Source organism: Bacillus cereus group sp. Bc031, assembly GCF_027716265.1.
Lineage (GTDB): Bacteria > Bacillota > Bacilli > Bacillales > Bacillaceae_G > Bacillus_A > Bacillus_A paranthracis.
The window spans coordinates 1-25447 of record NZ_JAQFUL010000030.1 but is presented as its reverse complement, the minus strand read 5'-3'; the positions used below and the strand labels follow the sequence as shown (position 1 = coordinate 25447).

The following is a 25447-nucleotide window of genomic DNA, read 5'->3' as shown; positions in this document are numbered from 1 at the left end:
GGAGGAAAATAGGTGGAGTTAGTATATAAAATTACTTATCATCGAATGCAAGATCATTATTTACCTAAGTTAATACAGGCAATTAGCTTCGTTAGTGAAGAAGATTTATGGAAACAAGGGGATTCTGTGAATTCAATTGGTGGAATCGTACTACATATTTGTGAACATATACAGAGAAATACTAGTCGTTATAAAAATCCAAATATAGTCTTTGAAAAGGGAATTGAGGAGTATTTTCCAGTAAAGCGACAACGTACTGAACTTTTGCTACAGTACGTTGAAGAAGTATTTGATGAATGGGGAACAGAATATATACAAGCATGTGGAGAAAAAAGACATATTGACCTTCATAGTTTATTACATTTAGTGGAGCACACAAGTTATCATTTAGGGCAAGTTGTAGATCGTACAAAGTCTATAAAGGGACAACAATTTAATTTTTGTCAAAATGGTATAAATGAAAAGAATTTAAAACTTAGAGTTGAAACTTCAAAATTTTAGAAAGAGAGTCATTCTTAAACGAATGACTCTCTTTTTTTATAAAAGAAATTTATGGAAATATACATTTTTATGTGATATGGTTAATCGCATAAGTAATGAACCTATGAACCTAAGGTGGTGAAATTATGAAACCTACTCTGGAGCAAAATAAATTAATATACTTGCAAATTGCAGAAACGATTGAATCTGATATTTTAAAAGACATATTACTTGAAGAAGAACAAGTTCCATCAACAAATCAATTTGCGAAGATGTTACAAATAAATCCAGCTACTGCAGCTAAAGGGGTAAACGTATTAGTGGATGAAGGGATTTTATATAAAAAGAGAGGGATCGGGATGTTTGTTGCAAAGGGAGCGAAAGAAGTTGTACTTAAAAAAAGACAAAATACTTTTATGACCGAATATTTACCTAAAGTGTGGGAAGAAGCGAAAGTATTAGAAATATCCAAAGATGAATTGATGGATATGATTCAAAAAATTACGAAGGGGGGAACGAGGGATGATTGCACTTGAAACGAAAGATATAACGAAAAAATACAAAAAGAAAGTAGCAGTAAATGAAGTAACGATTTCATTGGAAGAGCATAAAATATATGGTTTGCTCGGTAGAAACGGAGCAGGAAAAACGACACTATTAAATTTACTTGCAGGTCAAATTACTTCAAGTAGTGGAAGCGTATCAATATTTGGCGAACATGTTTTTGAGAATAGTAAAGCGATGCAAAATATTTGTTTTGTTAGAGTAAAAGAAGAAGCTCAGTTAAGTTTTAAAGTAAAAGAAATTTTTAAGATGTGCAGCATGTTTTATAAAAACTGGGATGGAAAGTATGCTGAAGAACTCGCTAATAAATTTCAGCTTAATATGACAGTGAAATATCATAAATTATCACACGGCATGCAAACAGTCGTCGGCATTATTCAAGGGTTAGCAAGTAGAGCACCAATTACTATTTTTGATGAACCAACTACAGGTTTAGACGCAGCACACCGTGAATTATTTTATAGTCTACTACTAGAAGATTACGGTGAGTATCCACGAACAATTATATTATCAACACATTTAGTAGAAGAAGTAACCCATGTGATTGAAGATGTGATAATCATAAAAGAAGGAAGATTAGTTGTTCAATCATTGGTAGAAGATTTATTACAACAAGTTCAGATTATTTCAGGGCAAAAGGATAAAGTGGACGAGTTCTTGATCAATAAAAAAGTATTAAATCGAGAAGTTTATGGAAATAAGGGTATTGCTGTTATATGGGAAGAACTTTCTAATGAAGATTATTACTCTCTTGAAAAAGAAGGTTTAGCAATTGATAGAATTACATTGCAAAAGTTATTTATTCATATAACTGGTGGTGAAGTGAAATGACGATGTTAATGAAGCAGTTAAAGTTACATATTAATTTTCATTATAAAGCAATTTTAATATTTTGGATTGTAGCCTTATTAATAAAAGGAGCTTTAAATGCTGCGCATTTAAATGGAGTGAACATTGGTTATTTACCCGAAATTATAAATAACCCGTCAATAGCAATTATGTTGTTTATAGTAGGGAGTGTTTTCATCATTCAAGATGAGCTATTTCGTTTAGCTGTTTCATTTGGTGTAACGAGAATTCAATATTTCATCGGAGCAATTTGTTATATCATCTTGCAATCCGCAATGTTTTCGTTTCTTCAAATAATGCTTTTACAAGATATAAAATATAATTTAGTAAATGTTAGTTTTGGGGAGCAATCGGTGCAACAATTTATTTTGCAATTTTTATTTTATGTTACAACAGCATGTTTCTTTCAAGTGGTAGTAGTTTTTAAACAACGATTTCAGTGGATCGGTCTTATGATTGGTGGGACCCTTTTCTTATCAACAAATAGTGTACTTTATGGAGAAGCAGGGGTAACCAATTTATTATTTACGAGTGATGGATCTTTAGTAAATATACCGTATTTTACTGTTATTTCAATTGGATTAACTGTCCTTTATATCATAACTAGTAGTATATTTATTCGTAAAGTATCATTCGAAAAAACGATTTGAAATATTATTAGATTACTATAGAGAGAAGGATAGCAAATGGGAGACACATCTTCACTCATTACAGTCTTTTTAGGCATTGCACTATTAATATTCTGGCGTCGTTATCGCTCCATGCATAAGCCAATAAAGGGATCAGGAAAACGTATTTTATGGCCGTTATTATTTTTAACACCAGGTGTTGTATGGTTTTTTGGTCCAGTACATCCAGCTATATTACAAGTAGTTATAGCGGTATTCATTGGGGTACTTTTCTCTGTGCCGCTTATAGTATTAACAAATTATGAACGAAGAGATGATGGGAATATTTATACGAAAAAAAGTGCTGTCTTTTTAATTACTTTTATTGCACTTGTCGTTTTAAGATATGGTTCAAGACAATTTATTGTAGATTTAGATCAACAAACGGTTGGTTTATTATTTTACGTAGTTGCAGTATCGTATATCATTCCGTGGAGAATTGCTTGTTATATAAAGTTTAGGAAAGTTTGGCGGGAAAATAGTAATCATACTATATGAAAACTTCTCATTTGAGAAGTTTTTTATTTTTATAGGTAAGTAAAATAATTTGTTGAAGTGCAAGATTGTTATAGAATATGATACATATTAAAATAAGGAAAAGTAGAAGGGATAAAAATGCGTACAATTTTAGTTTTTCTCAATAATATGTCCATCGATAAAATAGAGAACATTAGACAAAAACATGATCCTTTATTTGAATTAATTCCACCGCATATAACAATTGTATTTCCATTTAAGAGTGATATTTCAAATGATGAATTAAAATCTCATATTTTGAATTTATCAAGAGGGGTAGGCAAAATTGAAATTGAATTTGCAAATTGTATCACTCATGTAAGAAACTATTTGTTTTTAGAAGTGGAGCGGGGGAAAGAACAAATAACTAAACTACATGATATCCTGTATACAGGACCTTTATTACAATTTTTGAAAGAAGATATTCCGTACATACCGCATGTAACAGTCGGGAGAAAAGAAAGTGCGGAGTTAGCTGCTGAAGTAGCCAAGGATATTCATAGTTTCCCTGAAAAGTTACAATGTGTAATTGATAGAATTAGTGTAGAGCGAATTGGAGAAAAGGGGGAATCAATTATTGAATTTGAAGTACCGTTGCAAAAAAGCTGACAAAAGTCAGCTTTTTTTATTCGTAGCATAAAGTAAAGCACCAATCGCACCGCTATTACCACCATCTCGTAAAAAGATGGGTGTTTTATTTTGGTACTTTGTGTAGCTACTAATAATATTTTGAAGATGTATGTTATTACATAGAGTTGAACCAATATAAATAATATGGTCAATGTTTTTTGTTTCGGCGAATTGAAGGCTTAATGCAGTAACGACTTCACCGACAAGTCCTTGTACAGTAGCAAGTATATCTGAGCTATTATAATTTGATTCTATAGTAGCGGCTTTGCCAAAATTGCTTGCAGTTAAACTATTATCAATAGGGGAGAGAATACCACCATAAATATCTCCAACCGTAATATCTAGTTTTTTTCTAGTTCCTACTTTTGTTAAAGGGATCACATCTTCAAAATGATCTAGATTTGTTAATAATTTTGAAAGTCCCATGATAGTACCACCGCCAACACCAGTTCCGCCAGCTCGAATATATTGGTCATTATAAACGTAATGAATAGAAGTACCTGTACCGATATTTGTTAAAATAAAGTTGTTTATATCATACTTCTCTTCTTTTAAAATGTATCGGACGCCTATAAGAGTAGCTTCAAATTCATTTAGTTCTACTATTTTATATGAGTTTGAAAGTAGTTGCTGTAATTCTTTCGCTTTACCACCTGTAATACATATTTGCTTTTTACCAGTGTTTTTCTTAAGCCAATCTATTATTTTATCTTGTTCATTTGAATAAAATTTTTCAAAAGCTAATTGCCTTTGTTCATCCAAATAAGCAATTTTCGTTAATGTGCCTCCAGCATCGATACCAATAGTACTTTCCATTTGTCTGCTCCTAACCAAGTGATTTATTTACTCTGTTCATGTTGATGAAACGAATTTTTAGGAGATAGACACCCCCGTTGAATTACATGATTTTTATTCTGATTGATATATTAATAGCTTTTCTATCGTTACAATCGGTTGATTATTAACAGTGGCGGTACTTTTACCTAGTAGAAAACCTCGGCGATTGCGAGTTAACTCATAATGCAAATTAAGTTTATCACCGGGATATGCTTTTTCATGGAATGTAACCCCATCTAACGAGGAAAGGAAGCCTAGTCCGTTAGAATCACTTGTATGTACAAATGCACTAAGCTGAGCAAGTGCTTCTACAATTAACATATGAGGCATATGTTTTTGACTATCATTTATAAACCATTCGTTATTTGTAATGAGTTTATATCCTGTAACGGATTCACCTTGTTTTACATTTGTTACTTTATCAATCATTAAAAATGGATAACGATGAGGAAGAGTGTCTTTAATATGCATTTAAGTACCTCCAATGAATAACTCCCCTGCTTATAGTTAAGCAGGGGAGTTATCATTAATTTTTAACTAATTCTTCTGCTTTTTCAAGAGAAAAAATGCCACTATTTCTAATGTTTTCAACAACTTGTTGTAACACTGCTTTATCTTGAACGAGTGCAATGCGTACAAAGCCTTCTCCGTGAGGTCCAAATGCATGACCTGGCGTAACAACGACATTCGCACGATCCATTAATGCATATGCGAAATCTATAGAAGTCCAGCCGTTCGGAATTTCGGCCCAGACGAACATACTGCCAGCTGGTTTTTCAACATGCCAGCCAAATGTTCGGAACCCATCGACTAAAGTATCTCTACGTTCTTGATAAATACCACGGTTTTTCTCACAAAAAGCAGCACCATTTCTTAGTGCAGCACATGCCGCTTTTTGAATTGGTAAAAATACTCCGTAATCTGTATTAGATTTAAATTGTGTAAGTGCCCCGACAATTTCTTCATTACCAATCATATAACCAATACGGCTACCTGCTAAACTATAACTTTTTGACAAAGAGTTAATTTCTACGCCAACTTCTTTAGCACCAGGCACAGAAAGGAAGCTAATTGGTTTATTACCATCAAAATAAAATTCAGCATAAGCAAAATCATGGACAACAATAATGTTATGCTTTTTCGCAAATGCGATTACTTCTTTAAAGAAATCTTCATGAGCCATTGCTGGAACCGGATTCCCTGGGAAGTTTAAAATCATCATCTTCGCTTTATCTGCAATTTCTTCAGGAATTAGCTCTAAGTTAGGTAAGAAATCATTTTCTTTTTTTAAAGGCATGTAGTAAGATGTTGCTCCAGCCATTTGAATTCCTGTTTCATAAGCTGTATATCCTGGATCAGGAACTAATATAATATCTCCCGGATTCGCATAAACCATAGGTAAATGAACGAGTCCGTCCTGTGACCCCATTAATAATAAAACTTCTTTATCGGCATTTAATATAACATTATGAGTGTTGTTGTAATATTCAGTTACAGCTTCGTGAAATTCTTGAATACCACTTAATGTGTATCCATAGCTTTCTTTTTGATTTGCTGTATGTACCATTTCTTCTCTTACGAAATCAGCAGGTGGCATATCAGGATTCCCGATACTTAAATCGATCATTTTGTGACCTGCTGCAATTTTTTCTTTTTTATAGGCCCCTAATTCACTAAATATAGAAGATTGGAATGCTTTCATTCTAGTTGCTAACGTGTAAGTCATCAAAACCCCTCCTAAAAAACAGTGTTTTCTTCCTGCGTTTTTAATTATTCTGAAAACACATGCTTACATTTTATCACTTTTTTGTGAAAATTAAAATGATTGACAAATTTAGAGGGAGGATAAAGAGATGGAATACAAAATAACGCAGAAAACATTTTCTGCGTTTGATATGAAGTGTAATTATTTCTTTTTATATGTACATAATTTTTCCACTGCATAAAAGTATACGTTTAATTTGCCATCGACAACTTTTAAAGTTTGATCTGATGTAAATGAGTTACCATAATCAATGTGATATACATTAGAATCCTTAACAAATGAGCCTTTGTATAAATCTTCTTTTTTCTTCGTTGTTTGCATCTCTACTAAATATTGAATGATTTTTTCTTTCTTTTCTTCTTTTACAACTGTTTCAAATTTATACGATATAGGACAAAGACCGTTTTTGTTGTCAACGACTTCCCAAGTGCCGTATATGTCATTATTGCTACATCCACTGAGTAGTATAATGAATAATGGAATAAGTAATAGAATCTTTTTCATTTTGTACTCCTTTCTTTGCATTTTCAATAAACGTGCGAATACGATACGAACATTGTAATAAATAAAGTTTAAATTTTTATAAAGAATTATTTAATTTCATATAAAAATTTAGGGGGGGATTGAAAAAGCATGAATCTAGTGTAAAGTCAGATTCATGCCGAGTACAATAGTTTATGTGATGTTTCTTTTGAGGAAGAATAAAGAGGAAAGTAGGATCACAATTCCATTTAAAATATATACAATTGCAACAATAAAGGCTAATGTACCTGCGACAAATTCAGCTTTATCAAATATAGAAGCGAATGCTGTGGTAGTCAAAAAGACAAGAGGAGTCAGTAGTGAAAATAAAAAATCTGCGACAATTCTTCTTTTAAAGTTATGCTGAGAAAGGGAAATGGCTAAAAAGTTTAGGATGCTAAACATAACTATTACAAAAATAAAGATAATAAATAATTGCATACCATCAGACATTCCTACACCGCCTTGTTGTAGATAATAGTTTATATAATGTATTCGAAGGTAAGAGTGTTTACTCCTTTTAATAATTTCAATAAACGTAATAAATAAGATTATATAAAACAAAGAAGCATGGATTAGTTTAATACTACTAAATCCATGCTTCTTTAATTATGTTATAAATTCGCAGATTGCGAAGGTTGTTTTTCATACTGTTTCTGTTTAGATAGCGATATGAAGATAATGAATAATGAAATAACACCGAAAATAAGAACCATATATTGCAATCCAATCGTATCTAAGAAGAAGCCTGTGCCAAGTAAGACAATTTGGAACATCACTCTTTCAAACATATTACGGAATGAGAAGAGTCGGCCGTGATAGCTCTTTTCCACTTTCGTTTGGAAAATTGTCGACATAATAGGGAAGAAACAGCCAACACTAAAACCAAACAATCCAAATGATGTAAGAGACATCCATTTTATATCGCTAAAGAACAATGATAGATGTGCAAAAGCGGTACAAACAGCGAAGAAATATAGTAACTTTTCAGGTTTGAAATGATCAGATAAACGTTTAATAACGAAGGCACCTAACATAAATGCGATACCTTCAATCGTATATATAAAGCCTTTAATCGTTGGATCATGTTGCATTTCGCTAATATTAATTACCATTAAGTTAAATCCAGCTATAAATAATAGAGGGATAATACTTAATATAAGTGCTGTGAAAGCAATCGGAATTCCTCTTAAAATACGAAATACTTCCATAAAGCTATTATCTTTTGCAGCTTGTTTACTTGGTGTTGTTGATTTCTTATCTTCGAATTGTAGGAAGAAAGTTGAGAGGAATAATAAAGCATATGCTGCCATTGAGAAGGCGTACATATATTGTAAACTCATTACAACTAAAAGAATTCCACCTAGTGAAGTACCTGCAATACGAGCGATTGTACCTACATTCATATGTACACCGTTCATTTGTAATAACTCATGCTCACGTACGATGAGTGGAATTACAGATTGTAATGCAGGGAAATAAAATGCTGCTGAAATTTGAAGCGCAACCATAAATGCAATCATAAAGGCGATACTTTCAAATTGGATAGCGAAAAACATAAAAATAACACTAATAACACGACCAAAACCAGCATAAAGAAGGACTTTTTTCTTTTCATATTGATCGATGATACGACCAGCCATAGGTCCCACTAGAACACCTGCTAATAGTCCGATAAACAATATAACTGATTTCATGAAATCAGAAGGGACATATTTTTGCATAAATTCCAGGTTGCCAAGAATTCCAAGCCATAACCCTAAACCAGCAATAAACTCCCCAATTAAAACAATCCAAACATTTTTATTACGCCACATAATATTAAAACCTCTCCGTCTTTTAAAATGAAAAACTCGTATATAAAACCTCCTTATTTTATGTATTATTTTTAACGAACTTTTTAGAGTCAGAGTCTATATTACGTGTTTCATGAGTGGATTTCAATTTTTTTGATTTGTCAAAAAATCGATTCGTTAATTGATAAAATAAGCAAATCAAAATGTAAATACTAAATGATTAAAACATAATGAATAGTAGGGATAAATATTAAAAAAATAAAAAAGCAAGAACATATAACTATGTCTCGCTTTTCTCAATTGCAAAATTAAACATTAGATTCACTTAGCAGCATTTACGCTCTTGTCCAATAGCTAAAGCGCTAAAAGATAGAGGACCAACAACTTCTGCGCTTGCACCACTAGTAAGGTTTTCTACAGTTAATGAATATTGGTGTGTTCCACTGCTAACATTTTGATCTATAGCTTGAAATGTTTGAGTGTAGAATTGCTCAGAATCTGTAGATTCAATACCTGCTTGTGCATTGAAAATTTCAAAGTTATCACGGAAAATTCGGAATAAAACTTGTGAAGTCCCAGATATACCTTCTATACCAATTGTAGCGATTAACTCTACACGATTATTACGTGAATTTCTACTTGAAATTCTTACTTTCAAATTTGCTAGAATTGCTTTATTTGGAGAAGCTGGAATTGCAAAAGTGGTTTCACCCGTTTTACTTATAGGTTGAGTAGCTTGGTAATCAATGATATGAGTCATATTCGTCACCTCCTCTTATACTAAAATATGAAAATAGCAATGAAATAGCTTGGACAAATAATAGAGTCGACATTAATTGTTGAAAAGGAGTAATTCACAAAAAAGCATCAAGAAAATATCACAATACAGTGATGGTTTTCTTGGTGCTTTTGTACTTAGGCCGAAAATTCTTCTTTGCGTACTTCGAAAAATTCATTACGACGTAAGTAATTATAAACTTTCTCGGAAACCTCTTCTTCTTCAGACATTAAGAAACGATGATTAAAAGCATAGAAGGATTGACCTTTAATTAATTTTACGTAGTAAATTTTACACGCCTCCTCTAGCAAAATTAGTATTTACTTAATATTATGATGACCCATATGCTTGTGAATCATACTTGAAGTTTCAAAGTATAGAAGCGAAACAAATTAAAAAGCTTACAAAACTGTAATGTTGTTGTCACGTTTTCCGATAGTTAAAAATAACCAATCTCTTCTATACTACAAATAAGTTACATAAAATAAGGGGGTAAAAATGATGGATGAAGTGATTGGAGAAGTTGTAGCAGGAATTTGTGAATTTGTGGTGGAAGTAACAGCAGATGCTATTGGGAATTTAGTTTCTGGAAAGGATGAGGAAAAAGAAACATTATAATAGTTTGTAAAAGTATACAGATGATTAAACTATAAAGGCTGATTTCTAAAGGGAAGTCAGCTTTTTTATTTTTTACATTATATTAATATTATTTGAATATTCATTTGTTATTATGTTTATGAAACTCATAAAGGAGGTGAATAAATAAAGATGTCGAATTTAGAGGCTGATTTATCTGATTTTCGTTTAATTGTGGCGAATGTGGAGGAAAAGGAATATCACTTTATTGTTCGTGAACACCCGATTGTAGGAAAAATTATATCGCTATTGGAAAATGGAAAAGAATATGGTTTAATAGATAAACAAATTGCTAATAAAGATAAATTTATTAAATCGGAGCTTACTAAATTAGAGTATTTTAACATAGATGTTCTCTATCATACACCTGGATGGATATGGATTGGTATGGATCAATTTGGTTTACATGCTCGTGAGGCTACTTATAACGAAGTAGACGTTATTATGAAGTTGAAAGAGGATTTATATTATATAGATGTATATGAAAAAGTAAAAATGTAATTGATATTTGGTCAGGTTAGGGGACAAGTTCCCGTAGCCTTTTTTGTTTTATATGTAAACGGAAAATCGATTTTATGTTGATGATAGGACAGCATGATAAGAAGTGAGCTGAAAAGAGGATTTGAAAATACATAAAGAGAACTTTAATTATTATATGAATTCTATATGTAAATAACAATAGAAAGAAGATGATAAAATGAGTAAAGAAGAGCTTGTGAAACAACAGTTTGGTAATAATGCGGAGAAGTATGTAAAAAGTAAAATTCATGCTAAAGGACCGTATTTACAATATGTAGTTCAACAAGTTGAGTCTCGTCATAATAATCGTCTTCTTGATATTGCTACTGGCGGAGGACATGTTGCAAATGTATTAGCGCCATTGTTTAACGAAGTAGTTGCTTTAGACTTAACAGAAAAAATGTTAGAGAATGCAAAAAAATTTATTATAAGTAACGGCCATGAAAATGTGTCTTTTGTTGCTGGAAACGCTGAGAGTTTACCGTTTTCTGATAGTTCTTTTGATACAATTACGTGCCGAATTGCAGCACATCACTTTACGAATCCAGCTCAGTTTATTTATGAAGTAAATCGTACGTTAGAAGATAATGGATTGTTTATTTTAATAGATAATGTTTCACCGGAAAATAATGAATACGATACATTTTATAATTTTATAGAAAAAAAGCGGGATCCGAGTCATGAACGGGCTTTGAAAAAAACAGAATGGATTACCTTATTAGAGAAAAATGGTTTGCAAATGCAGTCATGTCTTACTTTTGACAAGAAATTTGATTTTGACTGGTGGTGCGATATGATGAATGTACCTTTGCAGAAGCGGGTGAAGTTAACAGAATGTATGATGAAAACATCAGTTGAAATGCAAGAATTCTTTAACATTCAATATGAAAATAATAAAATTATATCGTTTTATACTGAAATGGCATTGTTTGTATGTAGAAAAAGTTTAACATTAAAAAGATAAATTTCTTGCAGTCTTTCCAAAGTACGTTATACTTAGTAACAGAGAAAATGAGAATTGAGGAAATGTAATAATGATTCGCGTACGTATTGAAGGAACTGAAGAAGAAATGCTTGAATTTATGGAGAAAATGCCGGATATTCCTGGATTTGAAAAAACACATACGAGAGAACCAAGAAAAGGAAATAATCCAAAGTATGATTCAAGTAAAAATGTGCTAGCATATTTATCTTATAAAAAGATTGAAGTCGCCAATAAATAGGCGGCTTTTTTAGTTTGCACCGTTTCACAGCCTTGTCTTTTTTACATACTAATAATAGTAGATAATGCTGAAGAGGGGTGAGTATAGTTAATAAGAAAATCATCTTTTTTGGAGACTTTGGTATTGATGATGCTGTGGCGTTAATTTATGCAAATAAAACATGTAAATTAGATATTTTAGGTATTGTTGCTGAATATGGGAATGTATCGCGAGAAATCGTAACAGAAAATGTGTATTTTTTAGAAAGATACTATGCTACAGAAGTAAAAATCATTGAGGGTGCAGCAAGACCGATGACAGCTGAAGAACCTTTGTTTTTTCCTGAAATTCATGGAGAGCACGGCCTAGGTCCCATTATTCCACCTGAAATGAGGATTTGTAAACGGGAAAATTTTTGTGAATTAATTAAATTAATTGAGCCTTGTCCAGAAGATATTATTATCGTAGCGACAGGACGATTAACAACATTGGCAACATTATTTTTATTATATCCAAATGTAATGGATAAAATATGTTCGTATTATATTATGGGCGGTGCGTTTTTATTTCCTGGTAACGTTACTCCTGTATCGGAGGCAAATTTTTATGGAGATCCAATTGCTGCAAATATTGTAATGAAGTACGCAAAGAATGCGACTATTTATCCATTAAATGTAACGCAACAGGCCCTAATTACGCCTGAAATGGTGGATATTATTAATAAAGAAGGAACAGGGCAGGCAAAGCTTATTAAACCAATGATTGATTTTTATTATGAGAACTTTTATAAAAAAGAATACCCGGGTATTGCTGGAAGTCCGATTCACGATTTGCTTCCGTTCATTTCATTTATAAATGATGATATTTTTGAATATAAAAAATCTGCAGTTTGGATTAGTACGACAAATGACGTAACAAGAGGACAAAGTGTGGCTGACTTTAGAAAAATAGCTGAGCCGACGAGGTTTGATGATCGGCCGATACAAAGAATTGCGGTTGGTTTTAATTATCCTGCATTTAAAGAAGAGTTTATGCGGACAATATTGAAGCCCGATTGTCCATAATAAGTGTAATATCTCAAGCTGCATAAATCGTTAGTCTAAAAAGTTAATTAACATGTATTATTTTTACAAAAAAATACAGTTATGCTCCATGAATAACTTATGAAAAATGTAACATAACTAATGGTAAGCAATTGTTTCTAATTATATTTTGATTGGTGAAATATAAAGGAGGTTATCATATGATTTGGTCTTTAATCGTTGGTGGTATATTAGGGTGGCTTGCTAGCTTAATTACTGGTAGGGATGTACCAGGCGGTGTAATTGGTAATATTATTGCTGGTATTATTGGTTCTTGGATTGGTGGGAAATTACTTGGTAGTTTCGGCCCAGTAATCGGCGGATATGCAATTATTCCAGCTTTAATTGGTGCGATTATTTTAATCTTCATCGTAAGTTTCTTATTGCGAGCAATGCGAAAATGAATGTAAGGACTGTTTACATTTGTAAGCAGTCCTTTTTATATGTTATGCTAGTATTATACAATCAGGAGGTGTCAGCATTGAAAACATTTACAGTAAATTTTCATCAAGAAGATAATGCTAAAGCGACAACAGTACATAAATTAAGTGAAGAGGACTTCAATAAAGCGACAGAAAAAGGTACTCGTCATCTATTTGATTTAGATACAAACGTTGGATTCTTCGTATTCTTTGACGCAGAAGATGCAGAAGGAAATGATCAATACTTAATGCTACAATATGAAGGAGATCATGAAGAGCCAACTGCGTGTTACGGATTTGACTTAAAATTATACTATCAATTTTTAGCACTATACTTAAATGATCTTGAATTCCAAGGCGAAACGGATGAGGAAGAGGAAGAATATGGTCCAATTCATCATTTAGCTCACTTACTTTACCATATTGTTGAAGATGGTAAGTCAATCGAAGTGTAAAAATACATATGTAAAGCTGTCCTTTTTGGGCAGCTTTTTTCTATTTAAGGAAGGAGTGCAGTGTAAATGGCGAGAAGGGATATATAAGGAGATGGAAAAATGATAAACAATACAATTCCAAGTTTTTTAAAATTATGGGAAAGCACCGACGTAGAATTAGCAGTCCTCAATCAATACTTCACTTCGCATCCAGAGATATTTGAAGAATACTTTAAGTATCATTGTCCTAATACGAATGAACGTCTTTCTAATGCCATAAAACAATATCCCGCAAAAATAGAAGACATTCGTATCATTACTAAAACATTACCAATCATTATCCAAGAGGTAACAAATGCATATCATAATAAATTTAACTTTGATGTAAAAATGAAATTTCATTTATTTGTTGGAGGATTTGGATCAAATGCATTTGTAGAAAGAGAGATTATTGGAGATATGTTTTTTGCCGCAGAAAAATTATCTCCAAATTTAAATCACCTTCGTGTTATTGTCGCTCACGAAATAGGGCATATATATCATAATGTTATGTTACAAAATAATGGAATGGATTGGGAGAAAGCTGAGTGGACCGATGCGGCAGTTAATTTGTATCGTGAAGGTGTTGCAACATACGTATCAAAGCAAATTGTGAAAGGTTTAAATGAATCCGTGTATTACTCATATGACGATGATGGTGAACGTTGGTTACAATATTATATAGACAATGAAGAACAAATAAAGAAACGTTTTTTGAAAGATTATATAGAAGGATGGACGTTTGAAAAAGAGAAAGAGTGGTTTCGGTTATCTGGCGGACAATATTTTGGATACAACCGACTCGGTTATTTTTTAGGAACAGCTTTTGTAGAATATGTTGCACAAGCATTGGGCGAGAGTGAAGTATTTACTTTTTGGAACAAACACAATTTGAAAAGAGGTGTAATGGATTGGTTATCGAAATGAATCAGATTATGATAGGGGGCTGAAATGTATGAGAGTGTATGTAAAGATAGGTATGTTATTTCTCGCTTTTACATGTATTTTTGCATTAGTAGCATGTAAAGGAACGGACGAAAAAAAGGAAACAGATCCAACAACGGAAAATAGTAAAAATGAACAGAATAATACTTCTGAAGAAAAGAAAGAGCCTGATGAAAAATCAAATAAGGAAGGGTCAACAAAACCAAAGATAGATCCAAGCACGAAAGATACAGTAATCAATCAAAAATCAATTAACCACGTTAAAGAATTATTTGAACTAGCGAAAGAAGGAAAAGTACCTAATGTTCCGTTCGCAGCTCATACAGGAGATATTGAAGAAATAGAAAAAGCGTGGGGGAAAGCAGATAAAACAGAACAAGCAGGAAACGGAATGTACGCTACCTTTACAAATAAAAATGTTTCCTTCGGTTTTAATAAGGATCACAAGTTTTTGATGTACGCTCCTATCATGCAGAACTAAAATCAATTACATTTCAAGAAATAGAGAAAGCTTTAGGAAAACCAGCTGCAGTTAAAGTAAATGGGGAAGATAAAATATATGTATATAAAGTAAACAATCAGTTTGAGTTAAAATTCATTATTCCAAAATCGACTGGTAAGGTAAATCATATTTCGGTATTTTCGCCTGAGGATAGTATTAATAAAATGGCAGGGTAATAAAGAAAGGATGTCACAAAGGTCATCGAGACTTTTGTGACATCCTTCTTTTTACTGTTAAAAGGGTGGGGAATGCAGCCTATAAAACATGGGGAGTATGCTCCGAAATGTCTTTTTTTATTTTATTACGCTCTAAATTTTGAACAAAAAGAGCTTGAATAATGCCCCCAATTATTAAGAAACAAGCACAAATATAAAATAGCATGCTACCGTTTAGTTTACTTAATAAAACGGCACCAAGTACAGGACCGCACGTTCGGGATATATCCCAATGTAACCCGTAAATTGAAAAATACAATCCACGTTTATCTGTAGGGGCGATTTCTGAAACAAATCGAAGTAAATGGTTTAAAGCGATGCTTCCACCAATGACTAAAAAGAGTAATGTAAAAAATAGTGACGCGATTGTTGCTGAAAGCCCGTAGCCAATTGCAGCTATTGTATAGCATGTGTAAGAAATAAGAATAATTTTCGCCATAGAAAATCTTTCAGACCATTTCACGAGGAAAACTTGCAGAAAGATTTCCATAATAGCTTTGCATGTTGAAATAAAAACGAGTGTGAGTTCGAAATCCGGAAAATTATGTTTCGCGAAAATAAGATAATTCGTCTCAGTTTGTGCATAAAAAAAGCTAATAGGAAGTGTAGAAATCATAAGTCCAAATACTGCGTAATGTTTGTGTACAAATTGTTTTGGAGATGTTACTTCAAATTTTTGCGTTGGTGTTGTCATTGCCGGAGCGGTTTCTGGAAGCTGCGTCCAAACAACGACTGCATATACTATAAGTGCAATGCTTTGTACTGTAAATACATATTCAGGGTGAGTCTTATAAAAAATAGTACCAATTAAAGGGCCGATTAGGGTACCTATTGCTCCCATCGTTTGCAGAAGAGAGAAGATTTCTGCTTGCTGATTTTGTTTTGTTAAATCAGCTATTTGTGCACGTTGAGCAGGAATATATAAGGAACGGCCAACCCCATTTATGACATATAACAAAGCAAATATAAAAACGGATTGAGCAAAGATGAAGCTGCCGATTGCAACGCCTTGCAGCAGTAAGCCGAGTAACATAATTTTCTTTCGCCCATATTTATCAGTCACTCTTCCAGCAATAAGTGTAAATATAATGTCCGAAAGCGGTTGTAACCCGAAAATAAGCATAGTCATCATAATATTGCCGTTTAGCATCTTATTAACGTAAATAATCATAATGATAGCTAACATGGATTCTGTTGTTCGAGTTAATAATTCACCGCACAGTCTAATGATGATTGGTTTATTGTAACGTAATAAGAGATGATTCAATATTATTTCCTCCTTTCTATATTGAAATGATAAGATGAAAGGAGAAATGGAAAAAGGGTAAAAAGAATAGGGAGTATTTTTCACCTTTTAGGGGGAATATGATGTTTATTTTAGATCAATACATTGAACTATGGGTTGCCTATGGGAAAGGGAAAAAAGAAGGAGAACAATTAGAAATAACAGTCCAAAATATATCCGAAACATTATTTTGTACAGAACGTAATAGTAAATTGATTATAAAAAAATTAGATGAGTTAAATTGGATTGCTTGGTTTCCAGGACGAGGGAGAGGGAGGCGTTCTAAAGTAATATTTCGAAAGCATCCGAAGTCATTAATTTTAGATAAGGGAAAAGAAATAACGAAAAAAGGGGATGTGAGGAGCGGAATCGAATTTGTGGAACGCTATAGCTCGCTATTTTCATCCGTACAGAGTGAATATCAGTCATGGATTGATTCAATATTTGGTCATAAAATAGAAATGACATCTGAAGGGAGAAGAGATGTCCTTCGTTTGCAAGTACAAATGAATCTAGATATCGCTTTAGATCCGGTTTACGCTACGATGCGATCGGAATGTCATATGGTTAAACATATTTTTGATACACTTGTATATGTAAATGAGGAAACAAACTCTATAGAACCAAGGCTTGCTTTTCAATGGGAATATGATGATGCTGAAAAGGTATGGACTTTTTATTTACGAAAAGGCGTTCGTCTTCATAAAGGGAAACGACTTACTGCACATCATGTCATACATTCATTAAAACGATTTATGAAAGCTGAAAACAACCCACATGCATGGATGTTACAACATGTTGAAAGTTTCCGTGCAGTGGATGAATTTGTTGTTGAAATTCAATTACATACGGAAAATAGGATGTTTTTACATATGCTAAGTGCAGAACAATGTTCTATCGTAAAGGAAGATGAAGCGGGAAACTTCATAGGTACAGGACCTTTTATATTACAAGAGAAGAATACACATTTATTTGCATTAGAAGTACATGATTTATATTATCGTGAAAGACCTTTTCTTGACCGAATTGAACTATTGAATGTAGAGCAAAATGTAAATACATATGACGTATTAGTAAAGGCACAGTATAAAGATAAAGAAAATCTTAATAAAGAACTTTCACGGCTTGAATCGAATGTGACATATGTAACGTGTAATCTTGTAAAAAAAGGGCCAATGCAAGATGAGCTGTTTCGAAAAGCGCTATACAAAATTATTCATGGTGATAAAATCGTTCAAGAACTCGGCGGAGAACGTGGAGAAGTGGCAAAGAAACTAATATTAGCAAATGAAAGTATAGTAGATATTGACGAAGATATCCAAAGTTTAATTAAAAGGAGTACGTATCATAGTGAAGTGCTACAACTATACACATTTACAGGACGAGATCACGTTGAAGATGCACAATGGATACAAAAAGAGTGTGCGAAGTACGGGATTCGTGTAGAAACCAATTTTCTTGAAATAGAAGATCTTTTAGAAATTAGTACGATACAAAAGGCTGATATGATGCATGATAGCGCAACAATTAGCGAACGAATAGAAGATAGTTTATTATATATGTTTCTTACAAAAAACAGTTTTATTCATGGGCAAAGCAGCGTGGATTTTCATAAATTATTGTCCCCTTATTTTAAACAAGAACAAGTAGAGGAAAGAGTTACACTGTTACGCGATATTGAGGACACATTGTTACGTCAAATTCATGTTATTCCTTTATATCGCAACAAACAACAAGTAACTTCTCATGAAAAAGTCCAAAATATAATGATTAATTCACAAGGGTGGATTGATTTTTATAGAATATGGTTTAAACCTTGATAGATAAAGGTTCTTATGCATTTTTTATGAGATGTATAAGAGCCTTTTTGTATGTAAAATAGGATTGTTTTACACATTGTTACGCTACTTGTGATAAAAGTCCATTTACAACGTAACAGTGTTATGTTACATTGTTATCAGGAAGGAGTGTTATACAGTTGAGTACAGATTTAATTTCAAAAAAAGATTTATTAGAACTTACTGGTATTTCATACGGACAGTTATATAGGTGGAAAAGAAAAAATTTAATACCGGAAGATTGGTTTGTACGAAAGTCTACATTCACGGGTCAGGAGACATTTTTTCCGAAAGAAAAGATTTTAGAGCGAATTGATAAAATCCAAACGATGAAAGAGGATCTATCACTTGATGAACTAGCGAATATGTTCTCACCGAGTGTGAGAGAAATTCTTTTAACAAAGGAAGACGTTTTACGTAAAGGGATTGCATCAGAACCAGTTTTACAATTTTTCATAGAACAAACGAATAAAACAGCAGAGTTTCAATTTGTAGATATTCTTTATGTGTACATGTTAGAAGAATTACTACAATCGGGAGAGATTAGTTTAGAAGAAGGAAAAATGGTCTTGCAAGTTTTAAGTGAAAATTATGAAGCAATGAAACATAAAACGTGTGACTTAATCATTGTCCGAAAGTTAGGGATTTCTACATGTTTCTTAGTTTCAAACGTGGATGACTTAATTTTTGAAAAAGGCACCAAAATCGTTTTACGCGAAGCGATTATGAAATATACCGAAGCATTAAAAACTAAATTGTTGTAGTGGAGGAGAAAGTATGCGTACAGATAATTTGATTATAAATGGTTACGGTTCATCGAATGGCGGCGAGTTTCATAAAGTGCAATTAAACGGAAAAGGAACTGTGAATGGAAATGTTGAATGTGAGCAATTTGAATGTAACGGTTACGGTGCAGTTACTGGCGATTTGAAAAGTAGCAGAGCACGAATTAGCGGATCTGGTAAAGTTGATGGCACAGTTCATGCTGAAACGATGCGAATTGATGGAAAAGCTACAATTACGCAAAATGTAAAGGCAAACAGTTTGAAAATTGCAGGAAAAGGTACGATAGGCGGAAATGTCACAGGTGAAGAATTTAAAGTCAATGGTCAAGCAACAATTGACGGTAATTGTGAAGTGGATACTTTTTCTTCAGAAGGACAATTTACAATTGGCGGATTATTAAGCGCTGATGAAATAAATATTAATATTCACGGTACATGTCGCGCGAAAGAAATTGGTGGTCAAACGATTAAAGTAAGACATAGATCAGGTACATTAAGTAGGCTATTTAAAACAGTATTTGGCTTGCAATTAGAAGCTGAACTATTAGAAGGTGACAATATTGATATTGATTATGCTCACATAAGAACGGTAAGAGGAAACAATATTACAGTAGGACCGAACTGTGAGATTGAACTCATTGAATATACAGGTGTTCTTACTGTTGATAAAAGCGCAAATGTAAAAGAAATTAAGCAGGTTTAATGGGAAGGAGAAAGTAATATGGAACATCCACATAGTCTCACAGTAAATGGTTCCGGTAATTCAGCAGGCGGAGATTATAATAAAGTGAAGATTCGCGGTGAAGGAACGATTTCTAATGATATGAGCTGTAATGAATTTAAAACGTACGGCACGAGTGATGTACGGGGAATATGAAAGTAAAAAATTATGTTGTGTATGGAGATAGTGAAGTACAAGGAACTGTAGATGCAGAATATGTAAAAGTATATGGTAATACAAAAATGCATGGTGATGCACATATTGAAAAAACAAAAGTTAGAGGTATGATAGATATTGCTGGGAAGTTTTCAGGTGATTTTGTCGATGTAAAAGGTGCTTTAAATGTGAGGGGAAATATTGAAGTAGAAGATTTATCATTAACTGGTGGTCTTGAAAGTGATGGATTACTTAATGGTGAAAATATTCAAATCTCACTTCGTTATGAAGGAAGTAAGGTAAGAGAAATTGGTGGTAAAAAAATTACGATTCGTAAAAAAGCGAGATTTCTTCCTTTTATTAGTCATGTTGGAAACCTTCAAACTTCAATTGTTGAAGGAGATGATATTTATTTAGAACATACGATTGCTGACATAGTGAGAGGAAACAACGTTACAATTGGCCCTGGGTGTGAAATTAGTGTTGTAGAATATCATACTAGTTTTAATCAAAAGGGTAATACAGTCGTAAAAGAACATAAACAAATATAAGTAGTATGAGGGAGAGCAAGGTTATGGTTGAGAAGAATAATAAGCTCGGCTTTATTGTGGCGGGCTTATTGCTAGGTATTTTAATGGCATCAATGGATAATACCATTGTCGTAACAGCGATGGGAACGATCGTTGGTGACTTAGGAGGTCTTGAAAACTTTGTATGGGTCGTTTCTGCCTATATGGTCGCAGAAATGGCAGGTATGCCGATATTCGGTAAACTATCAGATATGTATGGTAGAAAGAGATTCTTTATTTTTGGTTTAATCGTCTTTATGATTGGTTCGGCACTTTGTGGTACTGCTGAAAACATTACACAGTTAGGCATTTATCGTGCGATTCAAGGTATTGGCGGCGGGGCATTAGTACCGATTGCATTTACTATCGTGTTTGATATTTTCCCTCCTGAAAAGCGCGGGAAAATGGGTGGTTTATTCGGAGCAGTATTTGGATTGTCAAGTATTTTCGGGCCATTACTTGGCGCATATATTACAGATTATATTAGTTGGCACTGGGTATTTTACATTAACTTACCGCTTGGTATTTTAGCACTTATTTTTATTACATTCTTTTATAAAGAATCACGAGTTCATAGAAAACAAAAAATTGATTGGTTTGGCGCAATTACTTTAGTTGGTGCAGTAGTTTCTTTAATGTTTGCACTTGAACTTGGCGGACAAAAATATGATTGGGATTCTAGCTTTATTTTAAGTTTATTTGGTGGATTCGCTATTTTAATTATTGCATTTATTTTTATTGAACGAAAAGTAGAAGAGCCAATCATATCATTTGAGATGTTTAAGCAGCGCTTATTCGGAATGAGTACCATTATTGCTTTATGTTATGGTGCTGCGTTTATGTCAGCAACTGTATACATTCCGTTATTCATTCAAGGTGTATACGGAGGTACCGCAACAAACTCAGGGTTATTACTATTACCGATGATGTTAGGATCAGTTGTAACAGCGCAATTAGGTGGGTTTTTAACGACGAAGCTTAGCTATCGAAACATTATGATTATTTCTGCTGTTATTATGCTAATTGGACTATTTTTATTAAGCACATTAACGCCAGAAACAAGTCGTGTATTATTAACAGTGTATATGATTATTATTGGATTTGGAGTTGGTTTCTCATTCTCTGTACTAAGTATGGCGGCTATCCACAACTTTGGTATGGAACAGCGAGGGTCTGCGACTTCAACGAGTAACTTCATTCGTTCATTAGGCATGACGCTTGGTATTACAATCTTCGGAATGATCCAAAGAACAGGTTTTCAAGATCAATTAGAAGAAGCATTTAAAGGTATGAACGGGGGAATGAATACAAACGCTTTAGGAGATTCAAGAGCTATTTTATCAGAATCGGCAAGATCTCAAATTCCACCGCAAATATTAGATAAAATTATTGATGCTCTTTCTAGCTCAATTGTCCAAACATTTATGTGGGCATTGGTACCAGCTGGTTTAGCATTCATATTTATTTTCTTTATGGGAAATGAGCGCATGGTAATTAAAAAACAACAAAAGAATAAAAAGAGCGAAACATCAAAAGCGTAATGAAAAAGCTCCCTTCCAATTGGAAAGGAGCTTTTTCGTATGTACGGATTTAGATTAGCCTTCGATGATTTCGTATTCTTCGTCTGCTAATAATAAAATTTGTGTTTTCTTACCTTTGTTTTGAACTTCGATTACATCGTAAGCACCTAAGTCTCTTATTTTGCTTTGAGAAGCGTTAACCATAACTTCAATAGAATCAATTAAGATATCTTCTTCAATGTATGATTCAGGCAATGCCATATCTTCAGTATCTAATACACATGCGTATAGATTTTGTAAGTTTTCAGCAGTTGGATTTTGTTCTTCAACATCAATGATGTTTTTTACTGCTTCCATATTTTCTTCTTTTGCTTGGTATACTTTAATTTTAGCCATTGTTTTAATCTCCTTTATAACGTAATCGTAGAGGCTACACTTCATTATAACGTTTTTTTCATGAAAGATGAAATTGTTATATGTATTTATAGGGAAATTTAAGTGTTTTTACCCATTATAGACGTAATTTCATGATTTGTTTAATGAATAAGTAACTATATGCCTAGGTTAAAAGTATACTGTCTAAGCTCTTCTCATATTTCATCCCTATACTATATGTATTAGATAAAAACATATAGTATAGGGATGGAGTGTAATGGATTGTGAGTCAGCATGAAATTGTAATATCTTATTGCATTTAATGAGATGAAAGGTATCGTATCATATCATTCGTGCAAGAGGACAATGGGGTTATCTTTGTAGATTGCAAATCATTCATGAGTCTAATAACTGTTATCGTATAGTATTTATGATAAAGGGGTTAAAATTGAAGTTGCGACTGATCACAATTATAGAAGAAAAGGATTGGCGACTATAGTTAGTGCAGCACTAATCTTGGACTGTTTAGAAAAAGGGATATATCCAAACTGGGATGCAGCGAATACTACATCTGCAAAACTAGCTGAAAAACTAGGATATGTTTTTGATAAGGCGTATGATACTTATTTTGTGGATAATAGTTCAAATAAAAGAGCAGTTAGCCAAAGCTAACTGCTCCTCTCCAAAGGGGGAATGGAGAGATACAATCATGTTATTTACATTATTGACGGGAGATTGATTTTTAAACAATCTTCTATAAAAGTTGAGATAAAATATTTTTAATTAACCCTGAGGATCCAATTAAGAGTACTGATAAAAAAACGATTGAGAATATACTTTTTTTAGGTTTTTTAAATTCTATGTATATGTTAATAATGGCACCAATTGCAACTACAGTAAAGATAACGAGTCTTATTACATCTATCATAAATAACGCTCCTTTTAATTACTTAATTGTATTATATAGGAATTGGCCTTTCGATTAGTTTATTTGAATACGATTTAAGGTAATTTTAAACAAACTAATCATTTATACAAAAGTAAGGTTAAGAAAAAAGACAGCGTAAGAAGTAATAGTATATCTTGTAGAAGCTGATGTTGACCAAATAAATTAGGGTTATTATCTATGCGGAAAAGTATAATTAATATTTATATATACTCACTTTAGGTACTTTTACAACTTAAATAATAAAACATGCTTTTCATAATGATCCAAACACCAATTATATTTTTCTAGAATAATTGGATGAACAACTTCTTTCGGAGTATCGACCTCAGTATAGCCATATTTCTTATAAAAGTTTTTTAATTCCTCAAAAGGAAGACAATATACATTTGGAACTTGTAATTTCTTCGCAGTTTCTACTAAAAATGAAACAAGATCCCCAGCTAATTGTAGCTCTCTAAATTGAGGAAGAATATAAATTCCACCCATTTCTAAAGTATCTTCATCTATTTGGACTAATCGTCCAACACCTGCATACTCATTGTTGTATGTAATAATTGCAACTTTGTCTCTTTTTAAATCACTTCGTACAAATCCTATTGAGTCGTATTGATTATTAATCCATTCTAAATCATTAGATGTAGCCATTTGGATACTCATAGACATCCTCCTTCGGAATACTAGCACTATCTTTATTATATAAAACATAAGATGCTATATCAAAAGAACCTTGATATAGCACATTTGCAAAATTTATTAGTTGAAGTTGTAGATTTGCTGGTATTGAAATGATAATTTCAACTAAAAGAGGATAAGAACCTTGTGAATTTAGTGTAAAACTAGTTCTTGTGTTTGGTAACGCATTATTATTTAAGCGTATAGAGTTTATAGGCTTATTTTAATTGGTGTAGCTACTATATTATTGGAACTAGTAAGGAAATATAATAATCCCCAGCCTGAGTGATAAAAATCGTATTAGGATTTAGCAAAAAAAACCTCCTGAAAAAGAAAAGGGATTTAAAAATAAGAGCACTTCGAAAAGTGCCCTTCAGTAACGACTACTCATTCTAAAATGAAAGGATGCAATATATCATATGAAGTTAAGTGTATTTAATTATGGGCCTTTTATATAAAAGTTTTATTTTGTATTTTGTTCCGAATAAAAAGGCGGTTGTTTCCGCAACCACCTTTCAGTAAAATAAAGCACTTTTTATGAAATAAATTATGGATGATCCCTAAAAAAGGTTATAGGATATACTCACATTTTTATAACTAAAGTGACGAGTTCAGGTTATAAGAAAGGAACAATTATATTGTATGAAATCTATTCCAGAGTAGTCGCAAAGAAAGCTGTCTTCTTATTTGAAGGCAGCTTTCTTTTATTAGAAAAAGAAGTAGAAGTAAAATAAAAGATTAAGTTACTTGTCCAAACAAATCTTTAAAAAATACATAAAATGCTAATAGTTAGTCAATATTTTAATATTGCTAACTTTTAAGACTAAAAGGGGTGATTTTATGTGTGAATGTGAAGTTTGTAGAAGAAAGAAAAACCGAGATCCATTAAATCGGGATTGTGAGCCGAAAAAACGAGCTCCTAAGCTAAAAAAAGAGGATTGTGAACCAAAAAAAGAGGATTGTGAACCAAAAAAAGAGGATTGTGAACCAAAAAAAGAGGATTGTGAGCCAAAAAAAGAGGATTGTGAGCCAAAAAAAGAAGATTGTGAATCATTAAATTATTATTCGTTTAGTAAAAATACAAATTTTTTAGAGGAAGCTGTAATCAACGATTGTAAAATACCCAATAACAACGGTTTTAAATTCCCCAAAAATAACAGATAATCGTTTCGAAAC

28 protein-coding genes and 4 pseudogenes are annotated in these 25447 nt (G+C 32.7%); 21 read left to right on the top strand and 11 right to left on the bottom strand.

The window, feature by feature from the left end; genetic code table 11:
- Positions 1 to 12: 12 nt before the first annotated feature.
- The 6 genes from PDQ33_RS13610 (at position 13) to PDQ33_RS13585 (ending at position 3686) form a co-directional block, all read left to right on the top strand.
- A complete protein-coding gene (locus PDQ33_RS13610; RefSeq protein ID WP_061130994.1) occupies positions 13 to 501 on the top strand; it encodes a DinB family protein in 489 nt (162 codons plus the stop codon).
- Positions 502 to 626: 125 nt separating this feature from the next.
- Positions 627 to 1016, top strand: coding sequence for a GntR family transcriptional regulator (locus PDQ33_RS13605; RefSeq protein WP_098487200.1), 390 nt, complete (start codon positions 627 to 629; stop codon positions 1014 to 1016).
- Complete coding sequence (locus PDQ33_RS13600; protein WP_000560908.1) at positions 1003 to 1875, top strand: ABC transporter ATP-binding protein; 873 nt, start codon at positions 1003 to 1005, stop codon at positions 1873 to 1875. Before PDQ33_RS13605 ends, PDQ33_RS13600 begins: the two co-directional genes overlap by 14 nt.
- Positions 1872 to 2543, top strand: a complete 672-nt coding sequence (locus PDQ33_RS13595) for a DUF4052 family protein (RefSeq protein ID WP_000178193.1) — start codon at positions 1872 to 1874, stop codon at positions 2541 to 2543. Before PDQ33_RS13600 ends, PDQ33_RS13595 begins: the two co-directional genes overlap by 4 nt.
- Before the next feature lie 36 nt (positions 2544 to 2579).
- Positions 2580 to 3059: a CcdC family protein gene (locus PDQ33_RS13590; RefSeq protein WP_000502987.1), complete on the top strand. Its 480-nt coding sequence runs from the start codon at positions 2580 to 2582 to the stop codon at positions 3057 to 3059.
- A gap of 117 nt (positions 3060 to 3176) precedes the next feature.
- The gene (locus PDQ33_RS13585) at positions 3177 to 3686 is read left to right on the top strand and encodes a 2'-5' RNA ligase family protein (RefSeq protein WP_001259226.1); all 510 of its coding nucleotides are present in this window, start codon (positions 3177 to 3179) and stop codon (positions 3684 to 3686) included.
- A 6-nt stretch (positions 3687 to 3692) separates the two neighbouring features.
- Here the strand turns inward: PDQ33_RS13585 and coaW are convergent, their stop codons facing one another.
- From coaW to PDQ33_RS13545, 8 genes are all read right to left on the bottom strand, one after another.
- Positions 3693 to 4523, bottom strand: a complete 831-nt coding sequence (coaW, locus tag PDQ33_RS13580) for a type II pantothenate kinase (RefSeq protein ID WP_061130995.1) — start codon at positions 4521 to 4523, stop codon at positions 3693 to 3695.
- 93 nt (positions 4524 to 4616) lie between these two features.
- Positions 4617 to 5015: a 3-hydroxyacyl-ACP dehydratase FabZ family protein gene (locus PDQ33_RS13575; protein ID WP_270755913.1), complete on the bottom strand. Its 399-nt coding sequence runs from the start codon at positions 5013 to 5015 to the stop codon at positions 4617 to 4619.
- Positions 5016 to 5070: 55 nt separating this feature from the next.
- The gene (locus PDQ33_RS13570) at positions 5071 to 6270 is read right to left on the bottom strand and encodes an LL-diaminopimelate aminotransferase (protein ID WP_061130996.1); all 1200 of its coding nucleotides are present in this window, start codon (positions 6268 to 6270) and stop codon (positions 5071 to 5073) included.
- A 180-nt stretch (positions 6271 to 6450) separates the two neighbouring features.
- Entirely contained in the window at positions 6451 to 6813 is a 363-nt protein-coding gene (locus PDQ33_RS13565) for a lipoprotein (RefSeq protein ID WP_046199223.1), read from the bottom strand.
- 171 nt (positions 6814 to 6984) lie between these two features.
- Complete coding sequence (locus tag PDQ33_RS13560; RefSeq protein WP_270755914.1) at positions 6985 to 7284, bottom strand: hypothetical protein; 300 nt, start codon at positions 7282 to 7284, stop codon at positions 6985 to 6987.
- A gap of 161 nt (positions 7285 to 7445) precedes the next feature.
- A complete protein-coding gene (locus tag PDQ33_RS13555; protein WP_000269250.1) occupies positions 7446 to 8648 on the bottom strand; it encodes an MFS transporter in 1203 nt (400 codons plus the stop codon).
- Between the two features lie 304 nt (positions 8649 to 8952).
- Positions 8953 to 9387, bottom strand: a complete 435-nt coding sequence (exsC, locus tag PDQ33_RS13550) for an exosporium protein ExsC (protein WP_000148803.1) — start codon at positions 9385 to 9387, stop codon at positions 8953 to 8955.
- Between the two features lie 155 nt (positions 9388 to 9542).
- Complete coding sequence (locus PDQ33_RS13545) at positions 9543 to 9695, bottom strand: YqbF domain-containing protein (protein WP_071729165.1); 153 nt, start codon at positions 9693 to 9695, stop codon at positions 9543 to 9545.
- A gap of 478 nt (positions 9696 to 10173) precedes the next feature.
- Between PDQ33_RS13545 and PDQ33_RS13540 the strand changes: the two genes are divergently transcribed.
- The 8 genes and pseudogenes from PDQ33_RS13540 (at position 10174) to PDQ33_RS13505 (ending at position 15362) form a co-directional block, all read left to right on the top strand.
- Positions 10174 to 10542, top strand: coding sequence for a hypothetical protein (locus PDQ33_RS13540; protein WP_000067092.1), 369 nt, complete (start codon positions 10174 to 10176; stop codon positions 10540 to 10542).
- A 196-nt stretch (positions 10543 to 10738) separates the two neighbouring features.
- A complete protein-coding gene (locus PDQ33_RS13535) occupies positions 10739 to 11524 on the top strand; it encodes a class I SAM-dependent methyltransferase (RefSeq protein WP_270755917.1) in 786 nt (261 codons plus the stop codon).
- A 70-nt stretch (positions 11525 to 11594) separates the two neighbouring features.
- Positions 11595 to 11783, top strand: a complete 189-nt coding sequence (locus PDQ33_RS13530) for a YvzF family protein (RefSeq protein WP_000621882.1) — start codon at positions 11595 to 11597, stop codon at positions 11781 to 11783.
- A gap of 77 nt (positions 11784 to 11860) precedes the next feature.
- The gene (locus PDQ33_RS13525) at positions 11861 to 12826 is read left to right on the top strand and encodes a nucleoside hydrolase (protein ID WP_000029504.1); all 966 of its coding nucleotides are present in this window, start codon (positions 11861 to 11863) and stop codon (positions 12824 to 12826) included.
- 179 nt (positions 12827 to 13005) lie between these two features.
- Positions 13006 to 13248, top strand: a complete 243-nt coding sequence (locus PDQ33_RS13520) for a GlsB/YeaQ/YmgE family stress response membrane protein (protein WP_000638307.1) — start codon at positions 13006 to 13008, stop codon at positions 13246 to 13248.
- A gap of 77 nt (positions 13249 to 13325) precedes the next feature.
- The gene (locus tag PDQ33_RS13515; protein ID WP_000847587.1) at positions 13326 to 13721 is read left to right on the top strand and encodes a hypothetical protein; all 396 of its coding nucleotides are present in this window, start codon (positions 13326 to 13328) and stop codon (positions 13719 to 13721) included.
- 99 nt (positions 13722 to 13820) lie between these two features.
- Positions 13821 to 14666, top strand: a complete 846-nt coding sequence (locus PDQ33_RS13510) for an aminopeptidase (protein ID WP_048557953.1) — start codon at positions 13821 to 13823, stop codon at positions 14664 to 14666.
- A gap of 28 nt (positions 14667 to 14694) precedes the next feature.
- Positions 14695 to 15362: pseudogene (locus tag PDQ33_RS13505) on the top strand (YjgB family protein).
- 79 nt (positions 15363 to 15441) lie between these two features.
- Here the strand turns inward: PDQ33_RS13505 and PDQ33_RS13500 are convergent.
- Complete coding sequence (locus PDQ33_RS13500) at positions 15442 to 16668, bottom strand: MDR family MFS transporter (protein ID WP_001016135.1); 1227 nt, start codon at positions 16666 to 16668, stop codon at positions 15442 to 15444.
- Between the two features lie 101 nt (positions 16669 to 16769).
- Between PDQ33_RS13500 and PDQ33_RS13495 the strand changes: the two genes are divergently transcribed.
- The 5 genes and pseudogenes from PDQ33_RS13495 (at position 16770) to PDQ33_RS13475 (ending at position 22296) form a co-directional block, all read left to right on the top strand.
- On the top strand, positions 16770 to 18506 hold the full coding sequence (locus PDQ33_RS13495) for an SgrR family transcriptional regulator (protein ID WP_270755918.1): 1737 nt from the start codon (positions 16770 to 16772) through the stop codon (positions 18504 to 18506).
- A 158-nt stretch (positions 18507 to 18664) separates the two neighbouring features.
- Positions 18665 to 19288, top strand: a complete 624-nt coding sequence (locus tag PDQ33_RS13490; RefSeq protein WP_000102254.1) for a YhbD family protein — start codon at positions 18665 to 18667, stop codon at positions 19286 to 19288.
- A gap of 13 nt (positions 19289 to 19301) precedes the next feature.
- On the top strand, positions 19302 to 20012 hold the full coding sequence (locus PDQ33_RS13485) for a bactofilin family protein (RefSeq protein WP_001258379.1): 711 nt from the start codon (positions 19302 to 19304) through the stop codon (positions 20010 to 20012).
- A gap of 18 nt (positions 20013 to 20030) precedes the next feature.
- Positions 20031 to 20737, top strand: a pseudogene (locus PDQ33_RS13480) (cytoplasmic protein).
- Between the two features lie 23 nt (positions 20738 to 20760).
- Positions 20761 to 22296 (top strand): MDR family MFS transporter, encoded by a 1536-nt coding sequence (locus PDQ33_RS13475; protein WP_000229602.1) that lies wholly within the window; start codon positions 20761 to 20763, stop codon positions 22294 to 22296.
- A 54-nt stretch (positions 22297 to 22350) separates the two neighbouring features.
- Here the strand turns inward: PDQ33_RS13475 and PDQ33_RS13470 are convergent, their stop codons facing one another.
- Positions 22351 to 22671, bottom strand: coding sequence for a hypothetical protein (locus tag PDQ33_RS13470; RefSeq protein WP_001062732.1), 321 nt, complete (start codon positions 22669 to 22671; stop codon positions 22351 to 22353).
- Between the two features lie 396 nt (positions 22672 to 23067).
- Here PDQ33_RS13470 and PDQ33_RS13465 point away from each other — a divergent pair.
- Positions 23068 to 23322: pseudogene (locus tag PDQ33_RS13465) on the top strand (GNAT family N-acetyltransferase); the annotation flags it as partial.
- 502 nt (positions 23323 to 23824) lie between these two features.
- On the opposite strand, the gene PDQ33_RS13460 reads toward PDQ33_RS13465, so the two are convergent.
- Positions 23825 to 24256 (bottom strand): GNAT family N-acetyltransferase, encoded by a 432-nt coding sequence (locus PDQ33_RS13460; RefSeq protein ID WP_061130278.1) that lies wholly within the window; start codon positions 24254 to 24256, stop codon positions 23825 to 23827.
- 855 nt (positions 24257 to 25111) lie between these two features.
- Between PDQ33_RS13460 and PDQ33_RS13455 the strand changes: the two are divergent.
- Positions 25112 to 25384 (top strand): annotated as a pseudogene (locus PDQ33_RS13455) (spore coat protein); the annotation flags it as partial.
- Positions 25385 to 25447: the final 63 nt, after the last annotated feature.

Bases quoted from the DNA above. Each gene is read 5' to 3' on its own strand.
- PDQ33_RS13605 (WP_098487200.1), top strand. From the start codon at position 627: ATGAAACCTACTCTGGAGCAAAATAAATTAATATACTTGCAAATTGCA.
- PDQ33_RS13600 (WP_000560908.1), top strand. From the start codon at position 1,003: ATGATTGCACTTGAAACGAAAGATATAACGAAAAAATACAAAAAGAAA.
- PDQ33_RS13595 (WP_000178193.1), top strand. From the start codon at position 1,872: ATGACGATGTTAATGAAGCAGTTAAAGTTACATATTAATTTTCATTAT.
- PDQ33_RS13590 (WP_000502987.1), top strand. From the start codon at position 2,580: ATGGGAGACACATCTTCACTCATTACAGTCTTTTTAGGCATTGCACTA.
- PDQ33_RS13585 (WP_001259226.1), top strand. From the start codon at position 3,177: ATGCGTACAATTTTAGTTTTTCTCAATAATATGTCCATCGATAAAATA.
- coaW (WP_061130995.1), bottom strand. From the start codon at position 4,523: ATGGAAAGTACTATTGGTATCGATGCTGGAGGCACATTAACGAAAATT.
- PDQ33_RS13575 (WP_270755913.1), bottom strand. From the start codon at position 5,015: ATGCATATTAAAGACACTCTTCCTCATCGTTATCCATTTTTAATGATT.
- PDQ33_RS13570 (WP_061130996.1), bottom strand. From the start codon at position 6,270: ATGACTTACACGTTAGCAACTAGAATGAAAGCATTCCAATCTTCTATA.
- PDQ33_RS13565 (WP_046199223.1), bottom strand. From the start codon at position 6,813: ATGAAAAAGATTCTATTACTTATTCCATTATTCATTATACTACTCAGT.
- PDQ33_RS13560 (WP_270755914.1), bottom strand. From the start codon at position 7,284: ATGTCTGATGGTATGCAATTATTTATTATCTTTATTTTTGTAATAGTT.
- PDQ33_RS13555 (WP_000269250.1), bottom strand. From the start codon at position 8,648: ATGTGGCGTAATAAAAATGTTTGGATTGTTTTAATTGGGGAGTTTATT.
- exsC (WP_000148803.1), bottom strand. From the start codon at position 9,387: ATGACTCATATCATTGATTACCAAGCTACTCAACCTATAAGTAAAACG.
- PDQ33_RS13540 (WP_000067092.1), top strand. From the start codon at position 10,174: ATGTCGAATTTAGAGGCTGATTTATCTGATTTTCGTTTAATTGTGGCG.
- PDQ33_RS13535 (WP_270755917.1), top strand. From the start codon at position 10,739: ATGAGTAAAGAAGAGCTTGTGAAACAACAGTTTGGTAATAATGCGGAG.
- PDQ33_RS13530 (WP_000621882.1), top strand. From the start codon at position 11,595: ATGATTCGCGTACGTATTGAAGGAACTGAAGAAGAAATGCTTGAATTT.
- PDQ33_RS13520 (WP_000638307.1), top strand. From the start codon at position 13,006: ATGATTTGGTCTTTAATCGTTGGTGGTATATTAGGGTGGCTTGCTAGC.
- PDQ33_RS13510 (WP_048557953.1), top strand. From the start codon at position 13,821: ATGATAAACAATACAATTCCAAGTTTTTTAAAATTATGGGAAAGCACC.
- PDQ33_RS13495 (WP_270755918.1), top strand. From the start codon at position 16,770: ATGTTTATTTTAGATCAATACATTGAACTATGGGTTGCCTATGGGAAA.
- PDQ33_RS13485 (WP_001258379.1), top strand. From the start codon at position 19,302: ATGCGTACAGATAATTTGATTATAAATGGTTACGGTTCATCGAATGGC.
- PDQ33_RS13475 (WP_000229602.1), top strand. From the start codon at position 20,761: ATGGTTGAGAAGAATAATAAGCTCGGCTTTATTGTGGCGGGCTTATTG.
- PDQ33_RS13470 (WP_001062732.1), bottom strand. From the start codon at position 22,671: ATGGCTAAAATTAAAGTATACCAAGCAAAAGAAGAAAATATGGAAGCA.
- PDQ33_RS13460 (WP_061130278.1), bottom strand. From the start codon at position 24,256: ATGAGTATCCAAATGGCTACATCTAATGATTTAGAATGGATTAATAAT.